The sequence below is a fragment of the Nocardioides nanhaiensis genome (genome assembly GCF_039542785.1).
GTDB classification, from domain to species: domain Bacteria; phylum Actinomycetota; class Actinomycetes; order Propionibacteriales; family Nocardioidaceae; genus Nocardioides; species Nocardioides nanhaiensis.
On the sequence record NZ_BAABIM010000001.1, the window covers coordinates 97,188 to 121,364 of the forward strand.

General features: G+C 73.5%; 28 protein-coding genes. 14 read left to right on the forward strand and 14 right to left on the reverse strand.

Features of this window, described 5'->3' with window-relative positions; genetic code table 11:
• Positions 1-107: 107 nt before the first annotated feature.
• From arr to ABD948_RS00425, 6 genes are all read right to left on the reverse strand, one after another.
• Entirely contained in the window at positions 108-572 is a 465-nt protein-coding gene (gene arr / locus ABD948_RS00400) for an NAD(+)--rifampin ADP-ribosyltransferase (RefSeq protein ID WP_345262058.1), read from the reverse strand.
• Between the two features lie 39 nt (positions 573-611).
• Positions 612-1,103 carry an HNH endonuclease gene (locus ABD948_RS00405; protein ID WP_345262059.1) on the reverse strand — a complete coding sequence of 164 codons (492 nt, stop codon included), beginning with the start codon at positions 1,101-1,103 and terminating at the stop codon, positions 612-614.
• A gap of 57 nt (positions 1,104-1,160) precedes the next feature.
• On the reverse strand, positions 1,161-2,417 hold the full coding sequence (locus ABD948_RS00410) for an HNH endonuclease signature motif containing protein (protein WP_345262060.1): 1,257 nt from the start codon (positions 2,415-2,417) through the stop codon (positions 1,161-1,163).
• 595 nt (positions 2,418-3,012) lie between these two features.
• On the reverse strand, positions 3,013-3,471 hold the full coding sequence (locus ABD948_RS00415; RefSeq protein WP_345262061.1) for a MarR family winged helix-turn-helix transcriptional regulator: 459 nt from the start codon (positions 3,469-3,471) through the stop codon (positions 3,013-3,015).
• Between the two features lie 205 nt (positions 3,472-3,676).
• A complete protein-coding gene (locus ABD948_RS00420) occupies positions 3,677-4,363 on the reverse strand; it encodes a response regulator (protein ID WP_345262062.1) in 687 nt (228 codons plus the stop codon).
• Positions 4,360-6,117, reverse strand: a complete 1,758-nt coding sequence (locus ABD948_RS00425) for a sensor histidine kinase (protein ID WP_345262063.1) — start codon at positions 6,115-6,117, stop codon at positions 4,360-4,362. Before ABD948_RS00425 ends, ABD948_RS00420 begins: the two co-directional genes overlap by 4 nt.
• A gap of 119 nt (positions 6,118-6,236) precedes the next feature.
• Between ABD948_RS00425 and ABD948_RS00430 the strand changes: the two genes are divergently transcribed.
• The 7 genes from ABD948_RS00430 (at position 6,237) to ABD948_RS00460 (ending at position 11,302) form a co-directional block, all read left to right on the forward strand.
• Entirely contained in the window at positions 6,237-7,217 is a 981-nt protein-coding gene (locus tag ABD948_RS00430) for a Bug family tripartite tricarboxylate transporter substrate binding protein (protein ID WP_345262064.1), read from the forward strand.
• A complete protein-coding gene (locus ABD948_RS00435; RefSeq protein WP_345262065.1) occupies positions 7,214-7,741 on the forward strand; it encodes a tripartite tricarboxylate transporter TctB family protein in 528 nt (175 codons plus the stop codon). Before ABD948_RS00430 ends, ABD948_RS00435 begins: the two co-directional genes overlap by 4 nt.
• A 1-nt stretch (position 7,742) precedes the next feature.
• On the forward strand, positions 7,743-9,287 hold the full coding sequence (locus ABD948_RS00440) for a tripartite tricarboxylate transporter permease (RefSeq protein WP_345262066.1): 1,545 nt from the start codon (positions 7,743-7,745) through the stop codon (positions 9,285-9,287).
• The gene (locus ABD948_RS00445) at positions 9,287-9,697 is read left to right on the forward strand and encodes a universal stress protein (protein WP_345262067.1); all 411 of its coding nucleotides are present in this window, start codon (positions 9,287-9,289) and stop codon (positions 9,695-9,697) included. Before ABD948_RS00440 ends, ABD948_RS00445 begins: the two co-directional genes overlap by 1 nt.
• 79 nt (positions 9,698-9,776) lie before the next feature.
• On the forward strand, positions 9,777-10,175 hold the full coding sequence (locus ABD948_RS00450; RefSeq protein ID WP_345262068.1) for a LapA family protein: 399 nt from the start codon (positions 9,777-9,779) through the stop codon (positions 10,173-10,175).
• Between the two features lie 112 nt (positions 10,176-10,287).
• Complete coding sequence (locus ABD948_RS00455; protein ID WP_345262069.1) at positions 10,288-10,818, forward strand: Dps family protein; 531 nt, start codon at positions 10,288-10,290, stop codon at positions 10,816-10,818.
• A 124-nt stretch (positions 10,819-10,942) separates the two neighbouring features.
• Positions 10,943-11,302, forward strand: a complete 360-nt coding sequence (locus ABD948_RS00460; RefSeq protein WP_345262070.1) for a hypothetical protein — start codon at positions 10,943-10,945, stop codon at positions 11,300-11,302.
• A gap of 23 nt (positions 11,303-11,325) precedes the next feature.
• On the opposite strand, the gene ABD948_RS00465 is transcribed toward ABD948_RS00460, so the two are convergent.
• A complete protein-coding gene (locus tag ABD948_RS00465; protein ID WP_345262071.1) occupies positions 11,326-11,619 on the reverse strand; it encodes a putative quinol monooxygenase in 294 nt (97 codons plus the stop codon).
• Positions 11,620-11,744: 125 nt separating this feature from the next.
• On the opposite strand from ABD948_RS00465, the gene ABD948_RS00470 reads away from it, so the two are divergent.
• The gene (locus ABD948_RS00470; protein ID WP_345262072.1) at positions 11,745-13,043 is read left to right on the forward strand and encodes a cytochrome P450; all 1,299 of its coding nucleotides are present in this window, start codon (positions 11,745-11,747) and stop codon (positions 13,041-13,043) included.
• A gap of 24 nt (positions 13,044-13,067) precedes the next feature.
• Here the strand turns inward: ABD948_RS00470 and ABD948_RS00475 are convergent, their stop codons facing one another.
• Genes ABD948_RS00475 through ABD948_RS00485 form a run of 3 tightly spaced genes read right to left on the reverse strand, consistent with a single transcriptional unit; the run spans position 13,068 to position 15,440 of the window.
• Positions 13,068-13,961: a 5-oxoprolinase subunit C family protein gene (locus ABD948_RS00475; protein WP_345262073.1), complete on the reverse strand. Its 894-nt coding sequence runs from the start codon at positions 13,959-13,961 to the stop codon at positions 13,068-13,070.
• A gap of 31 nt (positions 13,962-13,992) precedes the next feature.
• A complete protein-coding gene (locus ABD948_RS00480; protein ID WP_345262074.1) occupies positions 13,993-14,661 on the reverse strand; it encodes a 5-oxoprolinase subunit B family protein in 669 nt (222 codons plus the stop codon).
• Positions 14,658-15,440, reverse strand: coding sequence for a LamB/YcsF family protein (locus ABD948_RS00485; protein ID WP_345262075.1), 783 nt, complete (start codon positions 15,438-15,440; stop codon positions 14,658-14,660). The genes ABD948_RS00480 and ABD948_RS00485 overlap by 4 nt, the downstream gene beginning before the upstream one ends.
• Before the next feature lie 77 nt (positions 15,441-15,517).
• Between ABD948_RS00485 and ABD948_RS00490 the strand changes: the two genes are divergently transcribed.
• On the forward strand, positions 15,518-16,732 hold the full coding sequence (locus ABD948_RS00490; RefSeq protein ID WP_345262076.1) for a PQQ-dependent sugar dehydrogenase: 1,215 nt from the start codon (positions 15,518-15,520) through the stop codon (positions 16,730-16,732).
• Between the two features lie 7 nt (positions 16,733-16,739).
• Here the strand turns inward: ABD948_RS00490 and ABD948_RS00495 are convergent, their stop codons facing one another.
• The 3 genes from ABD948_RS00495 to ABD948_RS00505 all read right to left on the reverse strand — a co-directional run bounded on the left by ABD948_RS00495 (position 16,740) and on the right by ABD948_RS00505 (position 19,702).
• Positions 16,740-17,546: an ABC transporter permease gene (locus ABD948_RS00495; protein ID WP_345262077.1), complete on the reverse strand. Its 807-nt coding sequence runs from the start codon at positions 17,544-17,546 to the stop codon at positions 16,740-16,742.
• Positions 17,543-18,520 (reverse strand): ATP-binding cassette domain-containing protein, encoded by a 978-nt coding sequence (locus ABD948_RS00500; protein WP_345262078.1) that lies wholly within the window; start codon positions 18,518-18,520, stop codon positions 17,543-17,545. Before ABD948_RS00500 ends, ABD948_RS00495 begins: the two co-directional genes overlap by 4 nt.
• Before the next feature lie 165 nt (positions 18,521-18,685).
• Positions 18,686-19,702: a TIGR03557 family F420-dependent LLM class oxidoreductase gene (locus ABD948_RS00505; protein WP_345262079.1), complete on the reverse strand. Its 1,017-nt coding sequence runs from the start codon at positions 19,700-19,702 to the stop codon at positions 18,686-18,688.
• A gap of 31 nt (positions 19,703-19,733) precedes the next feature.
• Here ABD948_RS00505 and ABD948_RS00510 point away from each other — a divergent pair, with 31 nt between their 5' ends.
• The gene (locus tag ABD948_RS00510; RefSeq protein WP_345262080.1) at positions 19,734-20,255 is read left to right on the forward strand and encodes a mycothiol transferase; all 522 of its coding nucleotides are present in this window, start codon (positions 19,734-19,736) and stop codon (positions 20,253-20,255) included.
• Here the strand turns inward: ABD948_RS00510 and ABD948_RS00515 are convergent.
• Entirely contained in the window at positions 20,219-21,538 is a 1,320-nt protein-coding gene (locus ABD948_RS00515) for an MFS transporter (RefSeq protein WP_345262081.1), read from the reverse strand. The genes ABD948_RS00510 and ABD948_RS00515 overlap by 37 nt on opposite strands.
• 103 nt (positions 21,539-21,641) lie before the next feature.
• Between ABD948_RS00515 and ABD948_RS00520 the strand changes: the two genes are divergently transcribed.
• From ABD948_RS00520 to ABD948_RS00535, 4 genes are all read left to right on the forward strand, one after another.
• Complete coding sequence (locus tag ABD948_RS00520; RefSeq protein ID WP_345262082.1) at positions 21,642-21,872, forward strand: DUF4287 domain-containing protein; 231 nt, start codon at positions 21,642-21,644, stop codon at positions 21,870-21,872.
• 1 nt (position 21,873) lies between these two features.
• Entirely contained in the window at positions 21,874-22,374 is a 501-nt protein-coding gene (locus tag ABD948_RS00525; RefSeq protein WP_345262083.1) for a DUF427 domain-containing protein, read from the forward strand.
• A gap of 149 nt (positions 22,375-22,523) precedes the next feature.
• On the forward strand, positions 22,524-22,886 hold the full coding sequence (locus ABD948_RS00530; protein WP_345262084.1) for a YciI family protein: 363 nt from the start codon (positions 22,524-22,526) through the stop codon (positions 22,884-22,886).
• Entirely contained in the window at positions 22,883-24,154 is a 1,272-nt protein-coding gene (locus tag ABD948_RS00535; protein ID WP_345262085.1) for an RNA polymerase sigma factor, read from the forward strand. Before ABD948_RS00530 ends, ABD948_RS00535 begins: the two co-directional genes overlap by 4 nt.
• Positions 24,155-24,177: the final 23 nt, after the last annotated feature.

A 24,177-nucleotide genomic window follows, 5' to 3' on the forward strand; every position in this document is an offset into this window, starting at 1 on the left:
GTTGCCGATCCTGGTGCGCGACGTCCAGCTCGCGCCACTGCGATGCGCATGACGCACGGCGTGCGAGCGAGACGGGCGACCGACGACGACGTCGGCGAGACCGCCACCTAGTCCTCGATGACGTCCCGGCCCTCGGCACGCAGGTTCTCGAGGCTGGCCAGCATGGCCTGCACCTGCTCTGCCGGCAGCCGCTCCCAGTCGTCGAGCTCGGCGACGATGCGCAGGGGATGCTGGCTGCGGAACGACCTCGTCGGGTTGCCGGGGAACCGCTTGTTCGTGACGTTCGGATCGTCCTCGAAGGGACCGAGCGGCTCGACCTCGTAGACGTGACCGTCACCCTCCAACCCCGATAGCGCCATCGCCAGCTGGGCGCCGAGCGCTGCGGCGGGCACGACCTGCGAGGTGAAGTAGATGTGGTTCATCACCCGCCCCGACTGGAAGTTGGACACCTGCCCGGGCACGAGCTCGTCACCTGGTCGCAGGTGTGCCTTGGTGCCATGGAAGAACGGCCCGGCGAGCCGGTCGCAGTTCTCGTACGTCACCGGCGCCTGGTCGTCGCTGTGGCTCTCCACGCCGGGATCATCGCCGATCCGGCGTCCTGACGACAGGCCTCAGGCAGCCGGTCGGCGAGAGCGCACCTGACGGGCAGCGCGCTCCTCGGCGCTCATCCGGGCGACGACCCGGCGGTCGACGTCGGCAGGGAAGTACGCCGCGCGGCGACGCTCGAGCCCCCGGAGGTACCACCACGGCGGGCGCAGGTTCGACTTGGACCGGTTGTGGCTGCGGCACAGTGCCTGCCCGTTGCTGAGCACCGTCGGGCCGCTGCGCGACCACGGGTAGACGTGGTCGGCCTCGGTCGCAGGTGAGGGGCAGCGACCCCACACGATGAAGCGGGCGCCCTCGCAGCGGCCCTGGGCGCGCGCGAACACCGCCCGTCGCGGGGCGTACTTGAAGCCGCGCCACGGGTCGCGGCGCTGGAGTGGCCGAGGGCCACGGCCGGGCATCGGCATGGCGAGCACCAACATGAGCACCGCGATCGGGACGACGATCGGTGCCAGGGCGAGTGTCTGGCGGATCAGCTCGTCGGCGAGGTCGCTCGGCATCCGACAAGTGTGAGCGGCGCACGCGATCTGCGCGGCAGGAACAGACAAACAGGCGGCCTATTGGCGTCGGTGGAACCTGATCTGGTGGTCGGGGAGGCGGGTGTGGTCGTAGCCGGGGTGGTGGATGAGGTGGTGGTGGCGGGGGCAGAGGAGGTCGCCGTCCTTGTCGGTGCCGCCACCCTGGCTCCACGGGGTGGGGTGGTGGGCGTGGCACATGCCAGGTGGCCAGTCGCAGCCCTCGGCGCGGCACCCGCCCTGCTCGATGCCCATCGCGAGGCGTTGGGCGGGAGTGTGGAACCGGCGGCGTCGGCCGAGGTCCAGGACGCAGCTGGTGCCCGCCATGACGGCGGGCAGCACCCCGTGGCGACACGCGAGGCGGCGTGCGACCGAGGGGGCCAGGGGCTCGCCGGTGTCGAGGTGCCCGGCCTTGGCGAGGCCCTCGAGGATGACGGCCTGGTCGATGGTGAGCACGATGCTGGCGCTGGTGCCGCCGGCGTGGGGGAGGAGGTCGGTGGGGTAGTTCTCGATGTACTCGCAGAACGCCTCACCCATCCGCTTGTCGCTGGGGCGCCCCGGGACGGGTGCCTGGCCGTCGACGGCGGTCCGGTGCTTCGGCGCCATGATCGCCCGCAGAGCTTTGCGGAGCATCGCGGCGTACTCGGTGGGGATCGCGAAGGTGCCGCGGGTCAGGCCGTGGCCGTCGTCGCGCATGTTCATCCGGGTCTTCTCGCGTGCGGTGGCGTTCTCCTGCTCCAGCAGGTCGGCCTCGTGGGCGTCGGCGTGGGCGGGGTCGACGACGTGCAGGATCCTCTTGCCCAGGATCCGCAGCTCCTTCGCGTCGTGCTCGGCGGCGAGCTCGAGCAAGGCGGCCTCGGCGGCGGGCTTGACCCAGGGTTCGGCCTCCTGGGGCAGGGCGTCGACTGCGCGGACGATGACCTGGGCCTGGTCGGGGAGGATCTGGCCCCGGGCGAGGGCGCTTCGGGTGGGTTCGTGAGCGTCGAGATCGGTAGCGAGGCGGATCCTGCGGTGGGCCTCGGTGCGGGTTTGGCGGGTGGTGTGGGCCCACCAGGCGGCGGCGCTGGTGTGGCCGTGCTGGTCACCGACCCGGGCGGTGTGGACGTGGGCGGCGACGCGGAGCTCGAGCTCGGCCACGCGGGCGGCGAGGGTGGTGAGCTGGGTCAGGACGGTGCGGGTCTGCGCGGCGTCCAGGGACCAGGCGGGGGTGTGGAGGAGCGCGTCGAGGCGGGCGTGCATCTGGGCGGCCGCGACCTGGATCGGGTGGCCCGATCCGTGGGTGGTGGCGGTGCTGCTCATGGGTCCACCCAAGCAGGGACCACCGACATCTGATGGCCCGATCCCGGGGTTCTCCACAGGGCTTCGATCAACAGGTTGGTAACAGTTCAAACTCTCTGTTGATGGGTCTTGCTAGATGCGGTGGTGCTGCCGCCGAGACGATGGTGGGAGGGGTGGGTGGTGGGGGAGGGCGTTCGGCCTGCGGTGGTTTCGACGCGGCCGTCGCGGGTTCGTGCCTCACCCGCGGGCCAAGCTCGCCGCGTCTCGCTCCTGCCTGACCTCGTTCCTCGGTCAGCCAGGGCTCGCTCGATCGCTGGTGCTCCTCACGGCTCGACCAGCGGTCGTGACGGTGTGGTGGTGGGGTGCGGGGATCTCGGTACGCGCCGTCCCTCGCGAGCTCGGGATGGCGCTACTCGATCACCGGGGGGTGGCCGGTGGTGAGGAGGGCGGTCGGCTGGCGGGGATCTCGGTACGCGCCGTCCCTCGCGAGCTCGGGACGGTGCTACTCGATCAGCGGGGGTGAGCGGTGGTGCGGGTGGGCGGTCGGCTGGCGGAGGTTTCGACACGCTCGTCGCTGGCGCTCCTCACGGCTCAACCAGCGGTGAGGGGCCGAGGCTCAGGCGTGCTCGGGCTCGGAGTCGCGCAGGTTGCCGGTGAGCTCGTTGAGCTGGTCCTTGAGCTCCATCAGGTCGCCGCGGGTCATGCCCGAGCAGCGCTGGACCTCCACCTGCAGGCGGCCGAGCTCGGTACGCATGCTGCGACCCTGCGGGGTGAGCTGGACGAGGACCACCCGCTCGTCCTCGACGCTGCGGGTGCGGGTGACCAGGCCCTGGCTCTCCATGCGCTTGAGCAGCGGGGAGAGGGTGGCGCTGTCGAGGTGCAGCCGGCGGCCGACCTCGTGCATGGGCAGCAGGTGGTGCTCGAGGAGCAGGAGCACCACGATGTACTGCGTGTAGGTGAGGCCGAGCTCGGAGAGCCGGTCGCGATAGGCCGACGTCATCGCGCGGGAGGCGGCGTAGAGAGAGAAGCAGAGCTGCTCGTCGAGCTGCATCTCCTGGTCGTTGCGCGTTGCCATACCACTCAGCGTAGACGTCTTGGCGTCACGTTGCTGGCAGTGTGTCGACCGAGCGGTGGACACGCGTTGACTGAACCGGTGCCCTCGGGCAGTATCGAATTGGCCGCAGCCGGGGCAGGAGGGGGAAGTCCCGGGTGCTCTCTCGGGGCCACCCAGCTCTCCCGCGAGCCCCTGCGACGGGCTTCCCCGCACTCCGGAGCGCCGGCTAGCGCACCCGGTAACGCCTCTCGGGGCGACCCGCGGAACCGTACTGCAGCCGCACCCCCAGCCGCCCCAGGGTCACGTAGTGCTCCAGGTAGCGGCGCGCGGTCACCCGAGCGAGTCCCACGACCTCGCCGGCCTCGCTCGCCGAGACCTCACCGCGCTCGGTGACGACGGCCAGCACGAGGTCGGCCGTCTCCGGGCTGAGGCCCTTGGGCACCGACGCCGCCGGCGCGCCGCTGCTGGGGGTGCGCCCGAAGGCGCGGTCGATCGTGTGCTGGTCGGCCTCCTCGGCGTCGAGCAGGCCGACGGCGCGGGCCACCTCGCGCAGCCGCGCGGCCAGGTCGTCGTACTCGAACGGCTTGACCAGGTACTGCAACGCCCCACCGTGCCGCGCCGCGCGCACGGCGTCGGCCCCCCGCTCGGCCGTCACCATGACGACGGCGACCTCCGCGCCCGGGCCCTCGGAGGCGCGCAGCCGGGCGAGCACCTCGAGCCCGCCCAGGTCGGGCAGGTGCACGTCGAGCAGCAGCAGGTCGGGCGCCAGCTCGGCCACCTGCTCCAGCGCCGCGGCGCCGGTGTGCACGACACCCGCCACCTCGAAGCCCTCGGTGCGCTCCACGAACCGCGCGTGGATGCGCGCGACCATGAAGTCGTCGTCGACGACCAGCACCCGGATGCTCCGACTCACCGCGCCACCCCCTGCTGCTCCTGGTCCTGCTCCTGCCGCTCAGCGGCCCTACTCTGCCGCTCCTCGGCCGTCAGCGGGAGCACCACCTCGAACTCGGCCCCGCCGCCGGGGGCCTCGCCCACCGCGACCGAGCCCCCGCGCTGGGTGCTGATCAGCCGCACCAGCGGCAACCCGATGCCGCGTCCGCCCAGCGCGCCCGGCTTGGTGGAGTAGCCACGCACGAAGACCTCCTCGCGCAGGTGCGGCGCCACGCCGGGGCCGTGGTCACCCACCTGCAGGCTCACCTCGCCTCCGTCGTCGCGCACCAGCACCTCGACCCACGGGTCGGGCCGACCGGCGACGGCGTCGACGGCGTTGTCGACCAGGTTGCCGAGCACGGTGGTGACGTCGGCACCCAGCGACGCCGGCAGCGGGCCGAGCCGCGAGGCGTCGTCGATGCGCAGGGCGACGCCGCGCTCGGCGGCCACGCTGTGCTTGGCCACCAGCAGCGCCGCGACGGCGCGGTCGCCCACGCGGGCCGAGACCAGGCCCTCCACCTCGCTGCGCTGCCGGGTGATGTCGCCGATGACGGCGCGCACCTCGTCGTACTCACCCAGCTGGACCAGCCCCGAGATCACGTGCAGCTTGTTGTCGAACTCGTGGGTCTGGGCGCGCAGCGTGTCGGTGATGGTCAGGTTGGTGCTCAGCTGCTCCTGCACCGAGACCAGCTCGGTGCGGTCGCGCATCGTCGTGACGCTGCCGATGCCCGTGCCGCCGGCCTCCGCGCTGCGCCGGTTGAGCACCAGCACCCGGGTGCCCACCAGCGCGACGGCGTCGCGCGCCCGCTGCTGGGAGGCGCCGGTCAGCAGCTCGACGACGTGGGGCTCCAGGCCCAGCTCGTCCACCGGGCGGCCCAGCACCGCTGCTCCGCCACCGAGGCCGTCGAGACCGAGCAGGTCGAGCGCGGCGTCGTTGACCATGCTCACCCGCCCCTCGGTGTCGACGGCGACGACGCCCTCGCGGATGCTGTGCAGCAGCGCCTCGCGGTGGTCGGCCAGCCGGGCCAGCTCCGCGGCGCCGAGGCCCTGGGTGCGGCGTGCCAGCACGCGCGAGACCACCACGCTGCCCACGATGCCCAGCAGGGCGCCCAGGCCGAGGAACAGCGCGAGCTCGCTGCCGGCGTCACCCAGCTGGGCGCCGACGCTCGGGTAGGCCTGCTCGGCCACGACGATCCCGAGCAGCCGCACCGGCTCGCCGGTGCTCGTACCGTCCCGGCGGGTGGGCGGCACCGACAGCACCGGTGCGTGCGCGGCCAGCACCCGGCCCTCGGCGGTCTCCACCTCGCCGGTCCAGCGTCGTCCGCGCTCGAGCGCGTCGCTGGCGCCGAGCAGCGCCGGCTCGCCCAGGAGCGCGGGGTCGGAGGCCGAGAGCACCGATCCGTCCAGGCCGACCAGCAGGATCTCGTCGGCGCCGGAGAGGCTGAGGCCGCGGTCGACCGAGGGGGCGAGCAGCGCGTTGGCGGCGAGCGGGGACCCACCGGGCTCCTGGGCCTCCTCCAGGCCGTCGCGCACCGTCGCGAGGTTGGCCACGTACTCCGCGGTGGCACCCAGCTGCGAGCCGCGCTCGGTGGTGAAGGTGGCGTTGGACTGGCGCACGCTGACCACGCCGACGATGAGCAGCAGGACCGCGACGACGACGAGCTGGAGCACCAGGAACTGACGTGCCAGCGTCGGCTCCGAGCGCCGCTCGGCACGACGCGCCTCACGTGACCACAACGACCACAACCTCCTTTGCATCCGCAACGGTGACCCGCGCCACACGTGGACCCCATGCTCCTCGTGGCGGTGGTCACAGACGACCAGCGTCCCAGATCCACCGGAGGTGCCTCGTGCCCATGTTCCCCCGTCGAGCGGTCGCCGCGCTCGCGACGCTGCTGCTGGCCACCTCCGTGGCCGGTTGCGGTGTCACCCGCGGCGCCGACGACCCCGACAACCGCCGGCTGCGGATGATGATCCCCAACAGCCCCGGCGGTGGCTACGACCTCACCGGTCGCGCCGCGGCGAAGGCCCTGGAGGACAACGGCCTCACCGGCCGCTTCGAGGTCAACAACGTCCTCGGGGCCAGCGGCACCGTGGCCATGCAGCGCCTGATCAACGAGGAGGGCGCCGACGACGTCGTCATGACGATGGGCCTCGGCGTCGTCGGCGCGGTCTACACCAACGAGTCCGACGCCACCCCCACCGCCATGACGCCGATCGCGCGCCTCGTCGAGGAGCAGGAGGGCATCCTGGTGCCCGCCGACAGCCCCTTCGAGGACGTGCAGGACCTCGTGGACGCGTGGAAGGCCGACCCGGGCTCGGTCACCGTCGGCGGGGGCTCCTCGCCCGGCGGCCCCGACCACCTCTTCCCGATGCAGCTGGCCGCCGAGATCGGGATCGACCCCACCGAGGTCAACTTCATCACCTACGACGGCGGCGGCCCGCTCACCACCGCCCTGCTGGGCGAGAAGATCGACGTCGGCATGTCGGGCCTCGGCGAGTTCGAGGGCCAGATCGAGGAGGGCGCGCTGCGCGTGCTCGCCGTCTCGGGCGAGGAGCGCCTCGAGACCGTCGACGCGCCCACCCTCACCGAGGAGGGCGTGGACCTGGTCTTCACGAACTGGCGCGGCGTGCTGGCTCCGCCGGACATCTCCGAGGAGCAGCGCCAGTACCTGATCGACATCTTCACCGAGATGCACGCCACGCAGGAGTGGCAGGACGCGCTGGAGCGCAACGGCTGGAGCGACAACTTCGCCACCGGCGAGGAGTTCGCGACCTTCCTGCAGGAGCAGGACGAGCGCGTGGAGACGACCCTGAAGGAGCTGGGACTCGCATGACCGACCTGGACACCCGGCCCACCGAGGCCGGCACACCCCGACGGGCGGTCGACGTCGCCCAGTACGGCCTGGCCGCCTTCGTCGGCCTCGTCGGGGCCTACGTGCTCTACGACGCCTCCGGCCTGGAGGACGGCTTCGCCGACCAGCCCGTGCAGCCCTACGCGCTGCCCTACGTGGTGGGCGCCGTGCTGGTCGCGCTCGGCATCGCGCTGGCCGTGGCCACCGCCCGCGGCGACCGCCCCGAGGCCGAGGAGGGTGAGGACGTCGACCTCACCGAGCCCGCGGACTGGAAGACCGTCGGCGGCCTGGCCGGCGTCATGGTGGTCAACATCGCGCTGATCGACTGGCTCGGCTGGGCGATCACCGGAGCACTGCTCTTCACCGGCTGCGCCTACTTCCTGGGCGCCCGCTCGATCCTGCGCGCGGCCGCCATCGGCGTCGTGCTCTCGATCGGCACCTTCTACGGCTTCTACTCCGGCCTGGGCATCCCCATGCCCGCCGGCATCCTGGACGGGATCCTCTGAGATGGAACTGCTGCTCGAGGGCTTCCAGACAGCCCTGACACCCACCAACCTGCTCTTCGCCGTGCTCGGCGTGATGCTCGGCACCGCCGTCGGTGTGCTGCCCGGCATCGGCCCGGCCATGACCGTGGCGCTGCTGCTGCCGGTCACCTACAACGTCTCGCCCTCCAGCGCGATCATCCTGTTCGCCGGCATCTACTACGGCGGCATGTACGGCGGCTCCACCACCTCGATCCTGCTGAACACCCCGGGGGAGTCCTCCTCGGTGATCACCGCCATCGAGGGCAACAAGATGGCCAAGGCCGGGCGTGCCAGCCAGGCGCTGGCCACCGCCGCCATCGGCTCGTTCGTCGCCGGCACCATCGGCACGATCCTGCTGGTGCTGCTGGCGCCGAGCGTGGCCGAGGTCGTCGTCAAGCTCGGTGCGCCCTCGTACTTCGCGATCATGCTGGTGGCCCTCGCCGCCGTCACGCTCGTGCTCGGCGCCTCCAAGCTGCGCGGCATGATCGCGCTGTTCCTCGGCCTCACCGTGGGCCTCGTGGGCACCCAGACCGGCCAGGCCCGGATGACCTTCGACCAGCCGCTGCTCGCCGACGGCATCGACATCGTCGTGGTGGCCGTGGCCATCTTCGCCATCGGTGAGGCGCTCTGGGTGGCCGCGCACCTGCGCCGCCGTCCGCTCGACATCATCCCCGTGGGCCAGCCCTGGATGAGCAGGAGCGACCTGCGCCGCTCGTGGGGCCCGTGGCTGCGCGGCACCGCTTACGGCTTCCCGTTCGGCGCCCTGCCCGCCGGCGGCGCCGAGGTGCCGACCTTCCTCAGCTACGCCACCGAGCGCAAGCTCACCAAGCACCCCGAGGAGTTCGGCCACGGCGCCATCGAGGGCGTCGCCGGCCCCGAGGCCGCCAACAACGCCTCCGCCGCCGGCACCCTGGTGCCGCTGCTCGCCATCGGCCTGCCCACCACCGCCACCGCCGCGGTGATCCTGCTGGCCATGCAGAGCTACGGCATCCAGCCCGGCCCGCAGCTCTTCGACAACGAGCCGGAGCTGGTGTGGGGCCTGCTGGCCAGCCTCTTCATCGCCAACACCCTGCTGCTGGTCATCAACCTGCCGATGGCGCCGCTGTGGGCCAAGCTGCTGCAGATCCCGCGGCCCTACCTCTACGCGGGCATCCTGTTCTTCGCCTCGCTCGGCGCCTACAGCGTCAACTTCCAGGCCTTCGACCTCGCGCTGCTGCTCGGCTTCGGCGTCCTCGGACTGGCGATGCGACGCTTCGGCATCCCGGTGCTGCCGCTGATCATCGGCGTCATCCTCGGCCCCCGGCTCGAGGAGCAGCTGACCCAGGCGCTCGCACTCTCGCAGGGCGAGGTCTCCACGCTGTGGAGCGAGCCCGTGGCCGTGCTCTGCTACCTGCTGGTGGCCGTCGGCCTGGTCGGCTCGATCCTCGCCGGCGTGCGTCGTCGCCGCGGTGGCGACGGGGACGACGACGGTGGCCCGCACTACCCGAACCGGCCGCACGCCGGTGCCGAAGCGATGGAGGTGGGCTGATGAGCACGGAGACCGTTCCCACCATCGTGGTGGCCTACAGCGCCGACGAGTTCGGCCGTGCCGCGCTGCGGCAGGCCGCCGAGGAGGCCCGCCACCGCGGTGCCCGCCTGGTGGTCGTCAACGCCACCCGCGGCGACGCGCTGGTCGACCGGCGGTTCGCCGCCGACGACGAGGTGGTCGCGCTCGAGCAGCAGCTGACCGGCGAGGGCCTGGAGGTGGACGTGCGCCACGAGGTGGTGCGCGACGTCGCCGACGCCGTCGTCGAGGTGGCCACCCAGGAGCACGCGGCCCTGCTGGTCGTCGGGGTGCGGCACCGCACGCCCGTCGGCAAGGTGCTGCTGGGCAGCGTGGCGCAGCGGGTGATCCTCGACGCGCCGTGCCCGGTGCTCTCGGTCAAGCCTCCGCGCTGACCGCGAGGCGCCACGCCCGACCCACGAGCCCCGTCGTGCCGATCGGCACGGCGGGGCTCGTCGTGGGTACCGGGGGTGCATGAGCCAGAGCACGCCGACGCCTTCCCCCGCCGACCCCACGGGCACGCCCGCCGGGTCGACCGCCGCAGCGACCGAGCCCGGGTCGAAGGCTGCTCCCACGCCGGCCCCGTCCTCACGCCGTGGCGCTGCCGAGAAGGACCCGCTGCGCGGCTCGCGCACCGGCGGCATCTACGCCGCGCTGATCGCCTTCGGGCTGGTGCTGATCCTGCTGGTCATCTTCATCGCGCAGAACACCGAGAGCGTGCCCGTGCGCTTCCTGGGCTGGGAGGGGTCGGCGCCGCTCGCCGTCTCGTTGCTGATCGCCGTCGCGGCCGGGCTGCTGCTGGCCGGTGCGGCCGCCAGCGCGCGCATCGTGCAGCTGCGCCGCCGGGTCAAGCACGAGCGCAAGCACGCCTGATCCGCCGCTGAGGCGGGGCTAACTGAGGCTAGCCTCGCTTTCCTGGAATCATTCAAGAAAACGTGGTTGAGTCGGTGTCATCACGCACGACGACGACGGGAAGGACCCCTCGATGACCACCACGCACCACGCCACCACCCACTCCGCCCACCCCGCCTTCCGGGCCTCCGAGCAGCTCGGTGCCCACCTGCAGCAGCTCAGCGTCGACCTGATCGAGCTGCACCTGCAGGGCAAGCAGGCGCACTGGAACGTCGTCGGCAAGAACTTCCGCGACCTGCACCTGCAGCTCGACGAGATCGTCGACGCCGCCCGCGAGTTCTCCGACGAGGTCGCCGAGCGGATGCGTGCCCTCTACGTGGTGCCGGACGGCCGCTCCGCGAGCGTCGCGCACCAGACCTCGCTCGCCCCCTTCCCGCACGGCGAGGTCGACACCGCCGCCTGCGTGGACCTGATCGTGGCCGCCATGTACGGCGTGTCCGAGACCGCGCGCCGCATCCACGACGACGTCGACGCCGAGGACCCCACCACGGCCGACCTGCTCCACACGATCATCGAGCGCATCGAGCAGCTGGCCTGGATGGTCGACGCCGAGAACCGCGTCGCCGGCGCCTCGCTGCCCGCCAACGTGGTGCCCGGCGCCTGAGCCTGGATCCACCGCGCGTCACACGCCGGGCCGCCGACGAGGGAATGTCGGCGGCCCGGCGTTGTTGTGGGTGCATCCTGGTCGCGGGGCAGCCGCACCGCAGGAGCGACCCGAGGAGGGCCACATGAGCACCACGTTCGACGTCTACGAGCACTACCGGCGCTCCGAGCGCCTCTTCGAGCTGCGCGACTACACGGGAGCCGCCGACCTGCTCGAGCGCCTGCTCGCCGAGACCGCGCTCGACCCCGCGCTGGCCGGCCACGGCGTGCTCGAGGCCCGGCTGCTGCTGGCCCGCGCCTACTTCCACGCCGCCCGGCTGCACCGCGCCGAGGAGGCGGCCCGCGCCGTCCTGGCCGAGGACCCCACCGAGGCCTACGCCGCGCTGCTGCTGGCCCGCACGCTGCAACGCCTCTCGCGCCCCGAGGAGGCCGCCCGCGCGATGGCGCTCGCCACCGCCTTGGGCGCTCCGGGCACCGGCGACTGACCCCGGCCGGGCCCGACCGGACCTCAGACCACGGGCACCAGCGGGTGGATCGCCACCTCGCCGGCCAGCTGGTCGCCGACGGCGGCGAACGCGGCGGCCAGGTGCGGCGTCGTCATGTGGGCGTCCATCGCCGCCTGGTCGGCCCAGCGCTCGACGGTCACGAAGGTGCCGGGCGCGGCGGCCGACTCGAACAGGTCGTAGGAGACGCAGCCGGGCTCCTCGCGGGTGGCGGCCACCAGCGTCTGGAGGGCCTCGCGGACGGCCGGTGCGGACCCCCCGGCGGCGGGGATGGTGGCGACGACGTGCAGCTCGCTCATGGGACTCCTCGGTACGGGTGGATGGTGCTGGGAGCCTCCCACCGAGAGGGTGGGCGGGAGGCTGGTCGGGGAGCCGATCGGCCCCGGATCCGGCGAACGGAGCGCTGATCTGTTGGAATGGGGCCGTGGCCCTGAGCTCCCTCAAGCGCCGCTTGGGCTCGTACCTGCTGGCGCGGTCGACCCGGGGCGGCCTCGACCTGCGCAAGCTGAAGTACCTCCCCGACGCGGTGACGATGCCGTTGAAGCGCACCGGGCTGGACCCGCTGCCCGCGATGGCGACCACCCGCGAGACCGAGCCGGTGCACAAGCTGGCCGACGCGTTCGGGATGGGGATCTGGCTGGTCAGCGGCTACGAGGAGGCCCGCGCGGTGCTCGCCGCCGGCGCCGACTACAGCAACGACCTGGGGCGCTTCGTCTCCCAGGAGGGGCGCGACGCCAAGGACCAGATCGGCGGGCTCGGCATGACCGACCCGCCCGGCCACACCAAGCTGCGCAAGCTGCTCACCCCCGAGTTCACGATGCGCCGCCTGGCCCGGCTGGAGCCCCGCATCGAGCAGATCGTGGAGGCGCGCCTGGACGCCATGGAGGCCGCCGGACCCGAGGTCGACCTCGTGGAGCAGTTCGCGTTCCCGGTGCCGTTCGAGGTGATCTGCGAGCTGCTGGACCTGCCGGTCGAGGACCGCGCCCGCTTCCACAGCCTGGGCGCCGCACGCTTCGACCTCTCCCAGGGTGGGGCCGGCGTCTTCGGCGCCGCCGCCCACACCCGCGAGTTCCTCATCGAGGCCGTCGCCAAGCAGCGCGCCAACCCGGGCCAGGGGCTGATCGGTGGCCTGCTGGCCGAGCACGGCGACGAGCTCGACGACGTGGTGCTCGGCGGCCTGGCCGACGGCGTCTTCCTGGGCGGCTACGAGACCAGCGCCAGCATGCTGGCCCTGGGCGGCTTCCTGCTGGCCGAGCACCCCGAGGCGGTGCGGATGCTGCGCGAGCAGCCCGAGTCGGTCGACAAGGTCGTGGAGGAGCTGCTGCGCCACCTCACCGTCGTCCAGCTGGCCTTCCTGCGGTTCGCCCGCCGCGACCTCGAGGTGGGCGGCAAGCTGATCCGCGAGGGCGACTGCGTGGGCATCTCGCTCCTGGGCGCCAACCGGGACCCCGCGCTCACCGGCGACGGCAGCCACCCCGACACCTTCGACCCCACCCGTGAGCCCACCCGTCACCTGGCCTTCGGCCACGGCCTGCACCGGTGCGTGGGCTCCGAGCTGGCCCGCATGGAGCTGCGCATCGCGCTGCGCGGCCTGGCCCGCCGCTTCCCCGACCTCGCCGTCGCGGCCCCCGCCGACAAGCTCTCCTGGCGCCCGCTCTCGGCGGTCTACGGCGTGGAGTCCCTCCCGGTGCGGCTGCACGACGAGCAGCTCGCCACGCACTGAGCCCCCCCGGCCCGACGCGACCGGTCAGGGCAGGCGCGGCCCGGTGACGACGCGCAGCCGCAGGTACGTGCCAGGAGCGGCCTGGGCGGCCAGCCGCAGGTCCGCACGCACCACCGTGGCGATCACGGGGTAGCCGCCGGTGACCGGGTGGTCGGCCAGGAACAGCACCGGCTGCCCGTCGGCGGGCACCTGCAACGCGCCGGCCACGACGCCCTCGCTGGGCAGCTCGCGCACGCCGTCGGGCGCGCGCACCAGGTCGGGCCCGCGCAGCCGCAGCCCGACGCGGTCGCTGCTCGACGTCACCGCCCACGGTCCTGCGAGCGCCCGCAGCGCGACGGGGGCGAACCAGTCCGCGCGCGGCCCGGCCACCACCCGCAGCACCGGCAGGTCGACGACGGCGAGCGCCTGCGGTGCCTGGCCCACGGCAGGCACGGGGTGCAGCGGGGCCGGGCCCACGGGCAGCTCGTCGCCGTTGCGCAGCGCACGACCCAGCCCGCTCAGCACGTCGGTGCTGCGCGAGCCCAGCAGCGACGAGGTGGCCACGCCGCCACGCACCGCCAGCCACGTGCGCAGCCCACGGGCGGGCGCGTCGACCCGCACGAGCCCGCCATCCGGCACGGCGACGGCGACCCCGGGTCCGGCGTGGCGGGCGTCGCGATGTTCCACGTGCAACATCGCCGGCGCGCCGGCCAGCGCCACCGTGACGGCGCCGTGGGCGCGCAGCGCCAGACCGCCGAGCAGCACCTCGAGCCCGGCCAGGTGCTCGGGGTTGCCGACCAGCCGGTTGGCCAACCGCAGCGCGTCCGGGTCGAGCGCCCCCGAGGCAGGCACCCCCAGGTGGGCGTGCCCCGGGCGGCCGAGGTCCTGCACCAGCGTCAGGGGCCCGGGTTCCTCGACGACCAGGGCGCTGCCGCTCACGGTGCTCTCACCAGGCCTCTCACCGCGCCTCTCACCGGGCCTCCTCGAAGCGCACCAGCACGCCCGGCGCGAGCAGTGCCGGAGGCTCGGCGTCGGGCCGCCACACCGGTGTCCCGGTGCGCCCCACGAGCTGCCAGCCCCCGGGCGAGGCGCGCGGGTAGACCCCCGTGAACTCCGCGGCCAAGCCGACGGCGCCCGCCGGCACGCGGGTGCGCGGCTCACGCCGGCGCGGCACCGCGAGCGACCCGGGGCCGGCTTCTCCGGACGCGGCCACGAGGTAGCCGAAGCCGGGCGCGAAGCCGGTGAAGGCCACCTGCCACCGCGTGCCCGTGTGCCGGCGCACCACCTCGGCGGCGTCGACGTCGAGGAGCCGCGCGACCTCGGCGAGGTCCTCGCCGTCGTAGACGACCGGGATCCGCACCGGCTCGCCGCCGGGAGGCACACCCGGCGTGGTCGCTCCTGCTGCCGGGTCGTCGAGCGGCAGGGCCGCCACGTGCGCGGCTGCGTGCTCGAGCGCCGCCGCGTCGGTGCAGCGCAGCAGCAGGGTGCGCGCGGCCGGGACGATGTCGAGCACGCCCGGTAGCTCGCCGCGCTCGCGAGCAGCCTCCACCGCGGCCAGCAGCCGCTGCGCCGCGGCCAGGTCGGGCACCTCGGCGAGCGCGGCGGCATCGCCGCACGGCCGCCACCGGGCGGCCGTCACGACGCGGAACGGCCCGGCGGCGGCGCGAACGGGACCACGCTGACGCCCGCGATCTCCAGGCGCGCACGCACCGCCCGGCCCATCGCGACGGCGCCCGGCGTGTCGCCGTGCAGGCACACCGAGTCGGCACGCACCGCCACCTCGGTGCCGTCGACGGCCTCGACGACCCCCTCTGTCACCAGCCGCAGCACCCGCGCGGCCACCTGCTCGGCGTCCTCCAGCAGCGCCCCCGGCTGCCCGCGCGGCACCAGCCGGCCCTCCGGCGTGTAGCTGCGGTCGGCGAAGGCCTCGGTGCAGGTGCGCAGTCCTGCCTCCGCAGCCAGCGCCAGCCAGCGCGACCCCGGTGCCCCCAGCACCGCGAGGCCCGCGTCGTGGGCGAGCACCGCCTCCACCAGTGCCGCCGCCTGGGCCGGGTGCTCGGCGACCGCGTGGTAGAGCGCGCCGTGCGGCTTCACGTAGGTGACGTCGGTGCCGGCCGCGCGGGCCATCGCCCGCAGGGCGCCGAGCTGGTAGAGCACGTCGGCGGCCAGCTCGTCCGGGTCGGCGTCGAGGAACCTGCGGCCGAAGCCGGCGAGGTCGCGGTAGGAGACCTGCGCGCCCACCGCGACGCCGTGCTCCGCGGCGAGCTCGCAGGTGCGGCGCAGCGTCAGCGGGTCACCGGCGTGGAAGCCGCACGCCACGTTGGCGCTGCTGACCAGCGCGAGCATCGCGGCGTCGTCGCCCAGGCGCCACACCCCGAAGCTCTCGCCCAGGTCGGCGTTCAGGTCCACGCGCGGCATCCCCCGATCCTCGCAGGTGGGGGCAGGCGCTCGATGGATCCGGCACGGGATGTGGTCCGGCTTGTCACCATGGGGGCATGAGGCCCTCCCTGCGACGCTCCGCCCTCGCCTCGGCCGCGCTCGGCATGGCCGCCGCGCTCAGCAGCTGCTCCGAGGACGCCGAGAACAGCCCGAGCGAGGCGACGGTGACCGGCGACGCCGAGCCGGCGCCGGCCGCGCCCGAGGAGCCCGCGAGCACCCCCGCCCCTGCGAGCCCGGCGACGCCGGAGCCCGCGACCGGCACCCCGGTGAGCGCCAGCGACCTGGTGACCGGCCTGACCAGCCCGTGGGGCCTGCTCGTGATGCGCGACGGCACCATGCTCGTGAGCGAGCGCGACACCACCGAGATCAAGCGGGTCCCCGCCGACGGCGGCACCGCCGAGGTGGTGGCCACCGTGAGCGACGCCCGCCCCGCCGGCGAAGGTGGCCTGCTCGGCCTCGCGACCACCCCCGACGAGTCGCGGGTCTTCGTCTACTACACCTCCGAGACCGACAACCGGATCGTCTCGATGAGCTGGGACGGCCGCCGCCTCGGCGAGCCGGAGGTCGTCTTCGACGGCATCCCGCACGGCGACGGCGATCGGCACGAGGGTGGGCGGATGGTGGTCGGACCCGACGACCTGCTCTACGTGACCACCGGCGAGACCGGCGACACCCCCGAGATGGCCCAGGACCCCGACCAGCTCGGCGGCAAGATCCTGCGGCTCACCCTCGACGGCGAGCCGGCGCCCGGCAACCCGTTCGGCGACGCCATCTACAGCCTGGGCCACCGCAACATCGAGGGCCTCGCCTTCGACGACCGCGGCCGGCTGTGGGCCTCGGAGTTCGGCGACCAGACCTGGGACGAGCTCAACCTGATCACCCCCGGCGGCAACTACGGCTGGCCCGAGGTCGAGGGCTCCAGCGACCGCGACGAGTTCGTGGACCCCGCCGTCGTCTGGCGCACCGAGAACGCCTCGCCCGCCGGCGTCGCGTTCTGGGAGGGCTCGCTGTGGATGGCGGGCCTGCGCGGCGAGACGCTGTGGGAGGTCCCGCTCGCCCCCGGCGAGGCCGGCAGCCCCGAGGACCCGGGCGCCGCCGTCGAGCAGCCGGTGCCGCACCTGCAGGGTGAGCTGGGCCGACTGCGCACCGTCGAGGTGGCCGCGGACGGCGAGGGCCTGCTGCTGGCCACCTCGAACACCGACGGGCGTGGCGACCCCGCCGCGGACGACGACCGCATCCTGCGGGTCGCCCGCGACGGGGACGCGGGCTAGTGGTCCCTCAGCGGCTGGAGGAGCGGCGGTACTGCCGCACCGAGAGCGGCACGAAGATCACGAGGATGATCACCACCCAGATCAGGGTGTAGAGCACCGGGTTCTGGATCGACCAGTCGTCGGGCACCGGCACCGCCGGCGAGGTGTTGCCGAACAGCTCTCGCGAGGCCTGGGTGACCGTCGAGACCGGGTTCCACAGCACGATCGTCTCGAGCACGCCGCTGAAGGACTCCTGCGGGACGAACGCGTTGGAGAGGAAGGTGGCCGGGAAGATGACGATGAACGAGGCGTTGTTGACCACCTCGGGGCTCGGCACCAGCAGTCCCACGTAGGCCATGATCCAGCTGACGGCGTAGGCGAAGAGCAGCAGCAGCCCGAAGCCGAGCAGCATGTCGCCCAGCCCCTCGCGCACGCGCCAGCCCACCAGCAGGCCCGTGAGGGCCATGATGATCAGCGAGAGGACGTTGTAGATGACGTCCGAGGCCGTGCGTCCCACCAGCACCGCCGAGGGGGACATCGGCAGTGACCGGAACCGGTCGATGATCCCCTTCTGCATGTCCTCGGCGATGCCCGCGCCCGTGAACGTCGCCCCGAAGACGACGGTCTGGGCGAAGATGCCGCCGATCAGGAACTCCTTGTAGTCGACGTCGCCGGGCACGTCGATCGCCCCCGAGAAGACGTAGGCGAAGAGCAGCACGAACATGATCGGGCTGATCAGCACGAAGACGAGCACCTCGGGCACGCGCTTGATCTTGATGACGTTGCGCTGGGCGACCACCCAGCCGTCGGAGAGGGCCTTGGTGGTGCTGCTCATCGGGTCGCCTCCGTGGTCTGGTTCTCGTCGTGGTCCTCGGCGGCTCGACCGGTCAGGGAGAGGAAGACGTCGTCGAGGGTCGGGCGTCGCAGACCGATGTCGAGCACGCGGACCTGTTCGGACTCCAGCTGCTGCAGCACGCGCAGGAGGGAGGAGGAGCCGCCGTCGACGGCAGCGGTCAGCGCCCGGCCGTTGTCCTCGACCTGCACCTCGCCGACCGCCACGGAGGCCAGCGCCCGCGTGACGGTCTCGCGATCCGCGGCGTCGGGCAGGACGACCTCGATCCGCTCGCCGCCGGTCTGGGCCTTCAGCTCGTCGGCGGTGCCGCGCGCGATGGCTCGGCCGTGGTCGATGACCACGATGTCGTCGGCCAGCTTGTCGGCCTCCTCCAGGTACTGGGTGGTGAGCAGGAGCGTCGCACCCGAGGCGACCAGGTCGCGGATGACGTCCCACATCTGCTGGCGGCTGCGCACGTCGAGACCGGTGGTGGGCTCGTCGAGGATCAGCACCGGCGGCTCGGCCACCAGCGCGCCGGCCAGGTCGAGGCGGCGCCGCATGCCGCCGGAGTAGGTCTTGGAGGGTCTGTCGCCCGCCTCGGTGAGGGCGAACCGCTCCAGCAGCTCGCGGGCCCGCTCGCGCGACCGTGCTCGGCCCAGGCCGTACAGGCGGCCCACCATCACCAGGTTCTCGAAGCCGGTGAGGTTCTCGTCGACCGCGGCGTACTGGCCGGAGAGCCCGATGCGCGAGCGCACCCCCTCGGGGTCGGCCAGCACGTCGACCCCGGCCACCTCGGCGCTGCCGCCGTCGGGCTTGAGCAGGGTGGCCAGCACCCGCACCGCCGTGGTCTTGCCCGCGCCGTTGGGCCCGAGCAGGCCGAGCACCTTGCCCTCGGGCACCTCGAGGTCGAGACCGCTGAGCGCCTCGACCTCCTTGTAGCGCTTGACCAGCCCGCTGGCCCTGATCATGAGCGTCATATCCGTCGCCTCCTGCGATGCGTGTGCGTGCAGCGTAGGGACCGCCGCCGACATGCGTACTCATCGGTGAGCGGGGAGGTCTGGACCTGCGCGGACGCCGAGCACCCGCCGGACCCGGTGGGTCGGACGGCCGCTCGCGCCACCCGGGGTCGCCGGTGGGGCGGCTCAGGCGGGCGCGGCCGCCCGCAGCTTCTCCAGCAGCGGGCCGGCGGCCTCGTCGAGGAAGCGCTGCTGGTGCTCGTCGCCGACCTGCACCAGGGCGACGTCGGTGAACCCGGCCTCCCAGAAGGGCCGCACGGCCTCCACGATCGCGTCGAGGTCGGGGCCGCAGGGGATGTTCTCGGCGACGTCATCGGGTCGGACGAACTGGGTGGCACCGGCGAAGCCGGCGGGCGTGGGGAGGTCGGCGTTGACCTTCCAGCCGCCCGCGAACCAGCGGAACTGCTCGTGCGCGCGCTGCACGGCGGCGTCGCGGTCGGGGTCCCAGCAGATCGGGATCTGGCCGATCGCCCGGGCCCCGCCGTCGGCTCGCGGCTGCCCGATGGTGCCGGCGCCCTCGACGGCGTTCCACGACTCCACCAGGTCCGCCCGAGGCTCGACGGCGACCAGGTCGTCGGCCAGGGGGGCCAGCTGCGCGATGCCCCGGTCACCCGCGACGGCGACCGCGAGGCGCAGCGGGTCCTCGGGGAGGTCCCACAGCCGGGCGGACTCGACGTCGAAGTGCTGCCCGCGGTAGTCGAACGGCGTCTCGTCGCGGCCGGTGTCGAGCAGTCCGCGGATGATCTCGACCGCCTCGACGAGCATCTCCTGGCGCGCCCCGACGGCGGGCCAGCCGGCGCCGACGACGTGCTCGTTGAGGTTCTCGCCGCTGCCGAGCCCCAGGGTGAAGCGGCCCTCGGCCAGGATCTGCAGGGTCGCGGCCTTCTGCGCCACGACGGCGGGGTGGTAGCGCAGGGTCGGGCAGGTCACGTAGGTCATCAGCTCCACGCGCTCGGTCACCTGCGCCACCGCACCCAGCACGGTCCAGGCGTACGGGGCGTGGCCCTGCTCGGTCAGCCAGGGGGAGTAGTGGTCGCTGGAGACCTCGAAGTCGAAGCCGGTCTGCTCGGCGGCGGCCGCGTAGCGCACCAGCTCGCGCGGGCCGCTCTGCTCGGTCATCAGGGTGTAGCCGAATCGGGTCATGGTCGGCCTGTTCCCGGGTTACCGGCGCCTCATGACTCCCCTCGACGTGCTCCGCGACGCATTCGGCCGGATCCCCGACGGCGTGGCAGGCGTGCTCGAGGGCCTCGACGACGAGCAGCTGCACCACCGTCCGGCCCCGGACGCGAACCCGGTGGGGTGGCTCGTCTGGCACCTGCTGCGGGTGCAGGACGACCACGTGGCGCGCGGCGTCGAGCGCGAGCAGGTCTGGGACGAGCAGGGGTTCTTCGACCGCTTCGTCGAGGCCGGCCTGCCCTACGAGCGCCACGAGATCGGCTACGGCCACACCTCGGAGGAGGTCGGCGCGTTGCGGGTCGACCCGTCACTGCTGCGGGAGTACGCACAGGCGGTGCACGCCCGCACGCTGGAGGTGCTCGACGGCCTGGGCGCCACCGACCTGGACCGCGTCGTCGACGAGAACTGGGACCCGCCGGTCACGCTCGGCGTCCGGCTGGTCAGCGTCGTCGACGACGACGCCCAGCACCTCGGCCAGGCCGCCTACGTGCGCGGCCTGCTGCTCGGCCCCGACGCCTGATCCCGCGCCCCCAGCTGCACCCGGTACCGCACGAAGGACGGCACCGCCAGCGCCGCCACCACCGTGAGCACGACGACGAGCACGCCGCCGCCCGCGGCCGCCGTCGCCGTGCCGACCACCGCCGCGGCCGACCCGTGCGCGACGTCGGCGACCCGCGGGCCGCCGGCCACCACGACGATGAAGATGCCCTGCAGCCGCCCGCGGACGTCGTCGGAGGCCGCGCTCTGCAGCATCGAGGTGCGGAACGCCGCGGAGGCCATGTCGGCGGCACCGCCGACGGCGAGCAGCACCACGCACGCCACCAGCATCGGGCGCTGCCAGCCCTCGCCCAGCCCGGCCAGCCCGACGGCGATGCCGAAGCCGGTCATCGCCAGCCCCCACACGAGGATGCACGCGATCACGGCGCGCCCCTGCGCGGAGACGCGCGACACCCAGCCCGACAGCACGCCGCCGACCACCGCTCCCAGCGGGATCGCGGCGAAGAGCAGCGCGAAGGCCAGCCCGCCCTCCTCGGGTCCGCCGAGGTCGAGGTGCGCGATCTCGGGGAACAGCGCCCGCGGCATGCCGAACACCATCGCGATGATGTCGACGACGAAGCTCATCATCAGCACCGGGTGGCCGCGCAGGTAGCGGAAGCCGTCGACCACCGAGCGCAGGCCGGGCGTGCCCTTGGGCGCCCCCTCCACGGGCAGCAGGGGCAGCGCCAGCACCGCCGAGAGGGTGGCGAAGAGGGTGATCGTGTCGATCAGGTAGAGCCAGGAGAACCCGAGCACGGGGATGAGCACGCCGGCCACCAGCGGTCCCGCGATCGCCCCGGCCTGGAAGACGGTCATGTTCAGCGAGTTGGCGGCCGGCAGCAGCTCGGGCCCCACCAGCTTGGGCACCACCGCGCTGCGGGTGGGCTGGTTGACGGCGAAGAACGCCTGCTGCACCGCGAACAGGCACAGCAGCAGCCACACGTTGGTGGAGCCGGTGACCGCCTGCACCCAGAACAGCCCGCTGGTGACGATCAGGCCGACGGTCGAGACCACCAGCAGCGTGCGGCGGTCGAAGACGTCGGCCAGCGCCCCGCCCCACAGGCCGAACACCACCAGCGGCACCAGGCCGAAGACGCCCGTGAGCCCCACGTAGGCCGAGGAGCCGGTGTCGGCGTAGATCTGCGCGGGCACCGCGACGACGGTCAGCTGCGCGCCGACCACGGTGACGATGTTGGCCAGCCACAGCCGGCGGAAGGCCCGGTTGCGCAGCGGCCGCGTGTCGGCCAGCAGTCCCCGCACTCCCACGTCCGTGCACGTTACGCCCGGGCCGCGGGACCGGTGGTCGGGAGGTCGTCACCCGGGGTACCGGGGCAGGACGCAGCGAATCGACGAGCAAGAGGGAGCACGCGTGAGCGAGCACGAGCAGGGCGGGACGGCGGCGCTGGGCGACGTCGAGGCCGCCTACGGCCGGACCATCCCCGACTGGGCGCGGCTGGTGCGCGCGACGCCGGGCTACGGCGACGGCGGGGGCGCGCTGAGCCGGGAGGACCTGGTCTCGATGATGCGCAGCGACTACGGCATGACCGGTGAGCACGCCGAGGCGCTGATCGACCACCTGCTCACGCAGGACCGTGGCTGAGGTGGCCGGCCACCCCGCCCCGGACCCGGTGGGCCCGGGCCAGGAGTCGGTCTGGGACTACCCGCGCCCGCCGTCGCTGGTGGAGAGCGCCGAGCTGGTCGAGGTGGTGCTCGACGGCGTCACGGTGGCGCGCACCTCGCGCTCCTGGCGGGTGCTGGAGACCAGCCACCCGCCCACCTACTACCTGCCGAAGGAGAGCTTCAGCGAGGGCGTGCTGCGCCCCGCACCCGGCTCCAGCTACTGCGAGTGGAAGGGCGTGGCGGCCTACTTCGACCTGGTGACCGGCGACGTCGTCGCCTCGCGCGCCGGGTGGACCTATCCCGAGCCCACCCGCGGCTTCGAGCCGCTGGCCGGCGCGGTCGCCGTGATGCCCTCGGCGGTGGATCGCTGCCTGGTCGACGGCGAGGTGGTGCGACCGCAGGTCGGCGGCTTCTACGGTGGCTGGATCACCGACCGCGTCGTCGGCCCGTTCAAGGGCGGTCCGGGCAGCGCCTGGTGGTGACGCCGGTGGTGAGGGTGCGCCCGCGCACCTGGGTGCGCTAGAAAAAGATCCGAGAAAGTTCTCGGGCAGGTGTCGTATCGCGCCGACCTCGTTCGTGGACTGTGCGAGAGGCGGCCACGGGGCCGCCCACCCGTCCGAGAGGAAACGCCATGCCCCAGTACCTGCTCTCCGTGCACCACGACGAGGCCGGCACCGCCGAGATGGCCGAGATGACCATGGAGGACATGCAGCCGCTCTTCGAGGCGGTCGACGCCTTCAACACCCGCCTGCAGGAGCAGGGCTCCTGGGTGTTCGCCGGCGGCCTGATGCCGATCGAGCAGTCCACCTGCGTCGACGCCACCGGCGAGGGCGCTCCCGTCGTCACCGACGGCCCGTTCTCGGAGTCCAAGGAGTATCTCGGCGGGTTCTGGATCATCGAGGCCGCCGACCTCGACGCCGCCCTCGACTGGGCTTCGCAGGGCTCGGCCGCCTGCCAGGGCAAGGTCGAGGTGCGGCCGCTGCAGGGCGAGTGAGCTCGCGGGGCGACACGACGCCTGCAGCCCTCGACGTCGAGCGGGTCTTCCGGCGCGAGCACGGCCGCGTCGTCGCCCAGCTGGCGCGTCGCCTCGGCGACCTCGACCTCGCCGAGGACGCGGCCGCCGAGGCGCTCGTGGTCGCGCTCGAGCGCTGGCCCACGGACGGGCTGCCGCCCAACCCGGGCGCGTGGCTCACCACCACCGCGCAGCGCCGCGCCATCGACCGGATCCGGCGCGAGCGCCAGCGCGACGACAAGCACCGGGCGGCCCAGATGATCCTCGACGACACCCCGCACGAGGCCACCGGCGTCGTCGAGGACGACCGGCTGCGGCTGGTCTTCACCTGCTGCCACCCGGCGCTGGCGCCCGAGGCGCGCGTGGCGCTGACGCTGCGGCTGCTCGGCGGTCTCACGGTCCCGGAGATCGCGGCGGCGTTCCTGGTGCCCGAGACGACGATGGCCCAGCGGATCACCCGCGCCAAGGCCAAGATCAAGGGCGCGCACATCCCCTACCGGGTGCCGGCGGCGGCCGACCTGCCCGCACGGCTCGAGGCGGTGCTGGCCGTGCTGTACCTGGTGTTCAACGAGGGCTACCTGGCCACGGGGAGCGGCGAGCCGCTGCGCGCCGAGCTCACGCAGGAGGCGCTGCGACTGACCCGGGTGCTGCACGAGCTGCTGCCCGAGGAGCCCGAGGTGCAGGGCCTGCTGGCGCTGCAGCTGCTGGTGGAGGCGCGCCGTCCGGCCCGCCTCGACGATGCGGACGACGCCGCCCTGGTGCCGCTGGACCGGCAGGACCGCTCCCGCTGGGACGCCGCCCTGGTGGCCGAGGGGCACGCGCTGGTGCGCGGGTGCCTGGCCCGGGTGGCCGCCGGCGGCGCGCCGCCGGGTCGCTTCCAGGTGCTCGCCGCCGTCCAGGCCGTGCACACCGACGCCCCCACCTTCGCCGCCACCGACTGGCGCCAGGTGCTCGCGCTCTACGACCAGCTGCTCGCCCTGGACCCCTCACCGGTGGCGCGGCTCAACCGCGCCGTCGCGCTCGCCGAGCTCGACGGCCCCCAGGTGGGTCTCGCGGAGGTCGACCGGCTCGCGGAGCGGCTGGCCCGCTATCCCGCCTGGCACAGCACCCGCGCTGCGCTGCTGCGCCGGCTGGGTCGTGACGAGGAGGCGCGGGCTGGCGACCAGGCCGCCCTGGCGCTGACCGCCAACACCGCCGAGCGGGCCTTCCTGGAGCAGCGACTGGCGCATGTTACTGACCCGCCCGACTAGTAGGAGGGGTCATGGTGACGGGT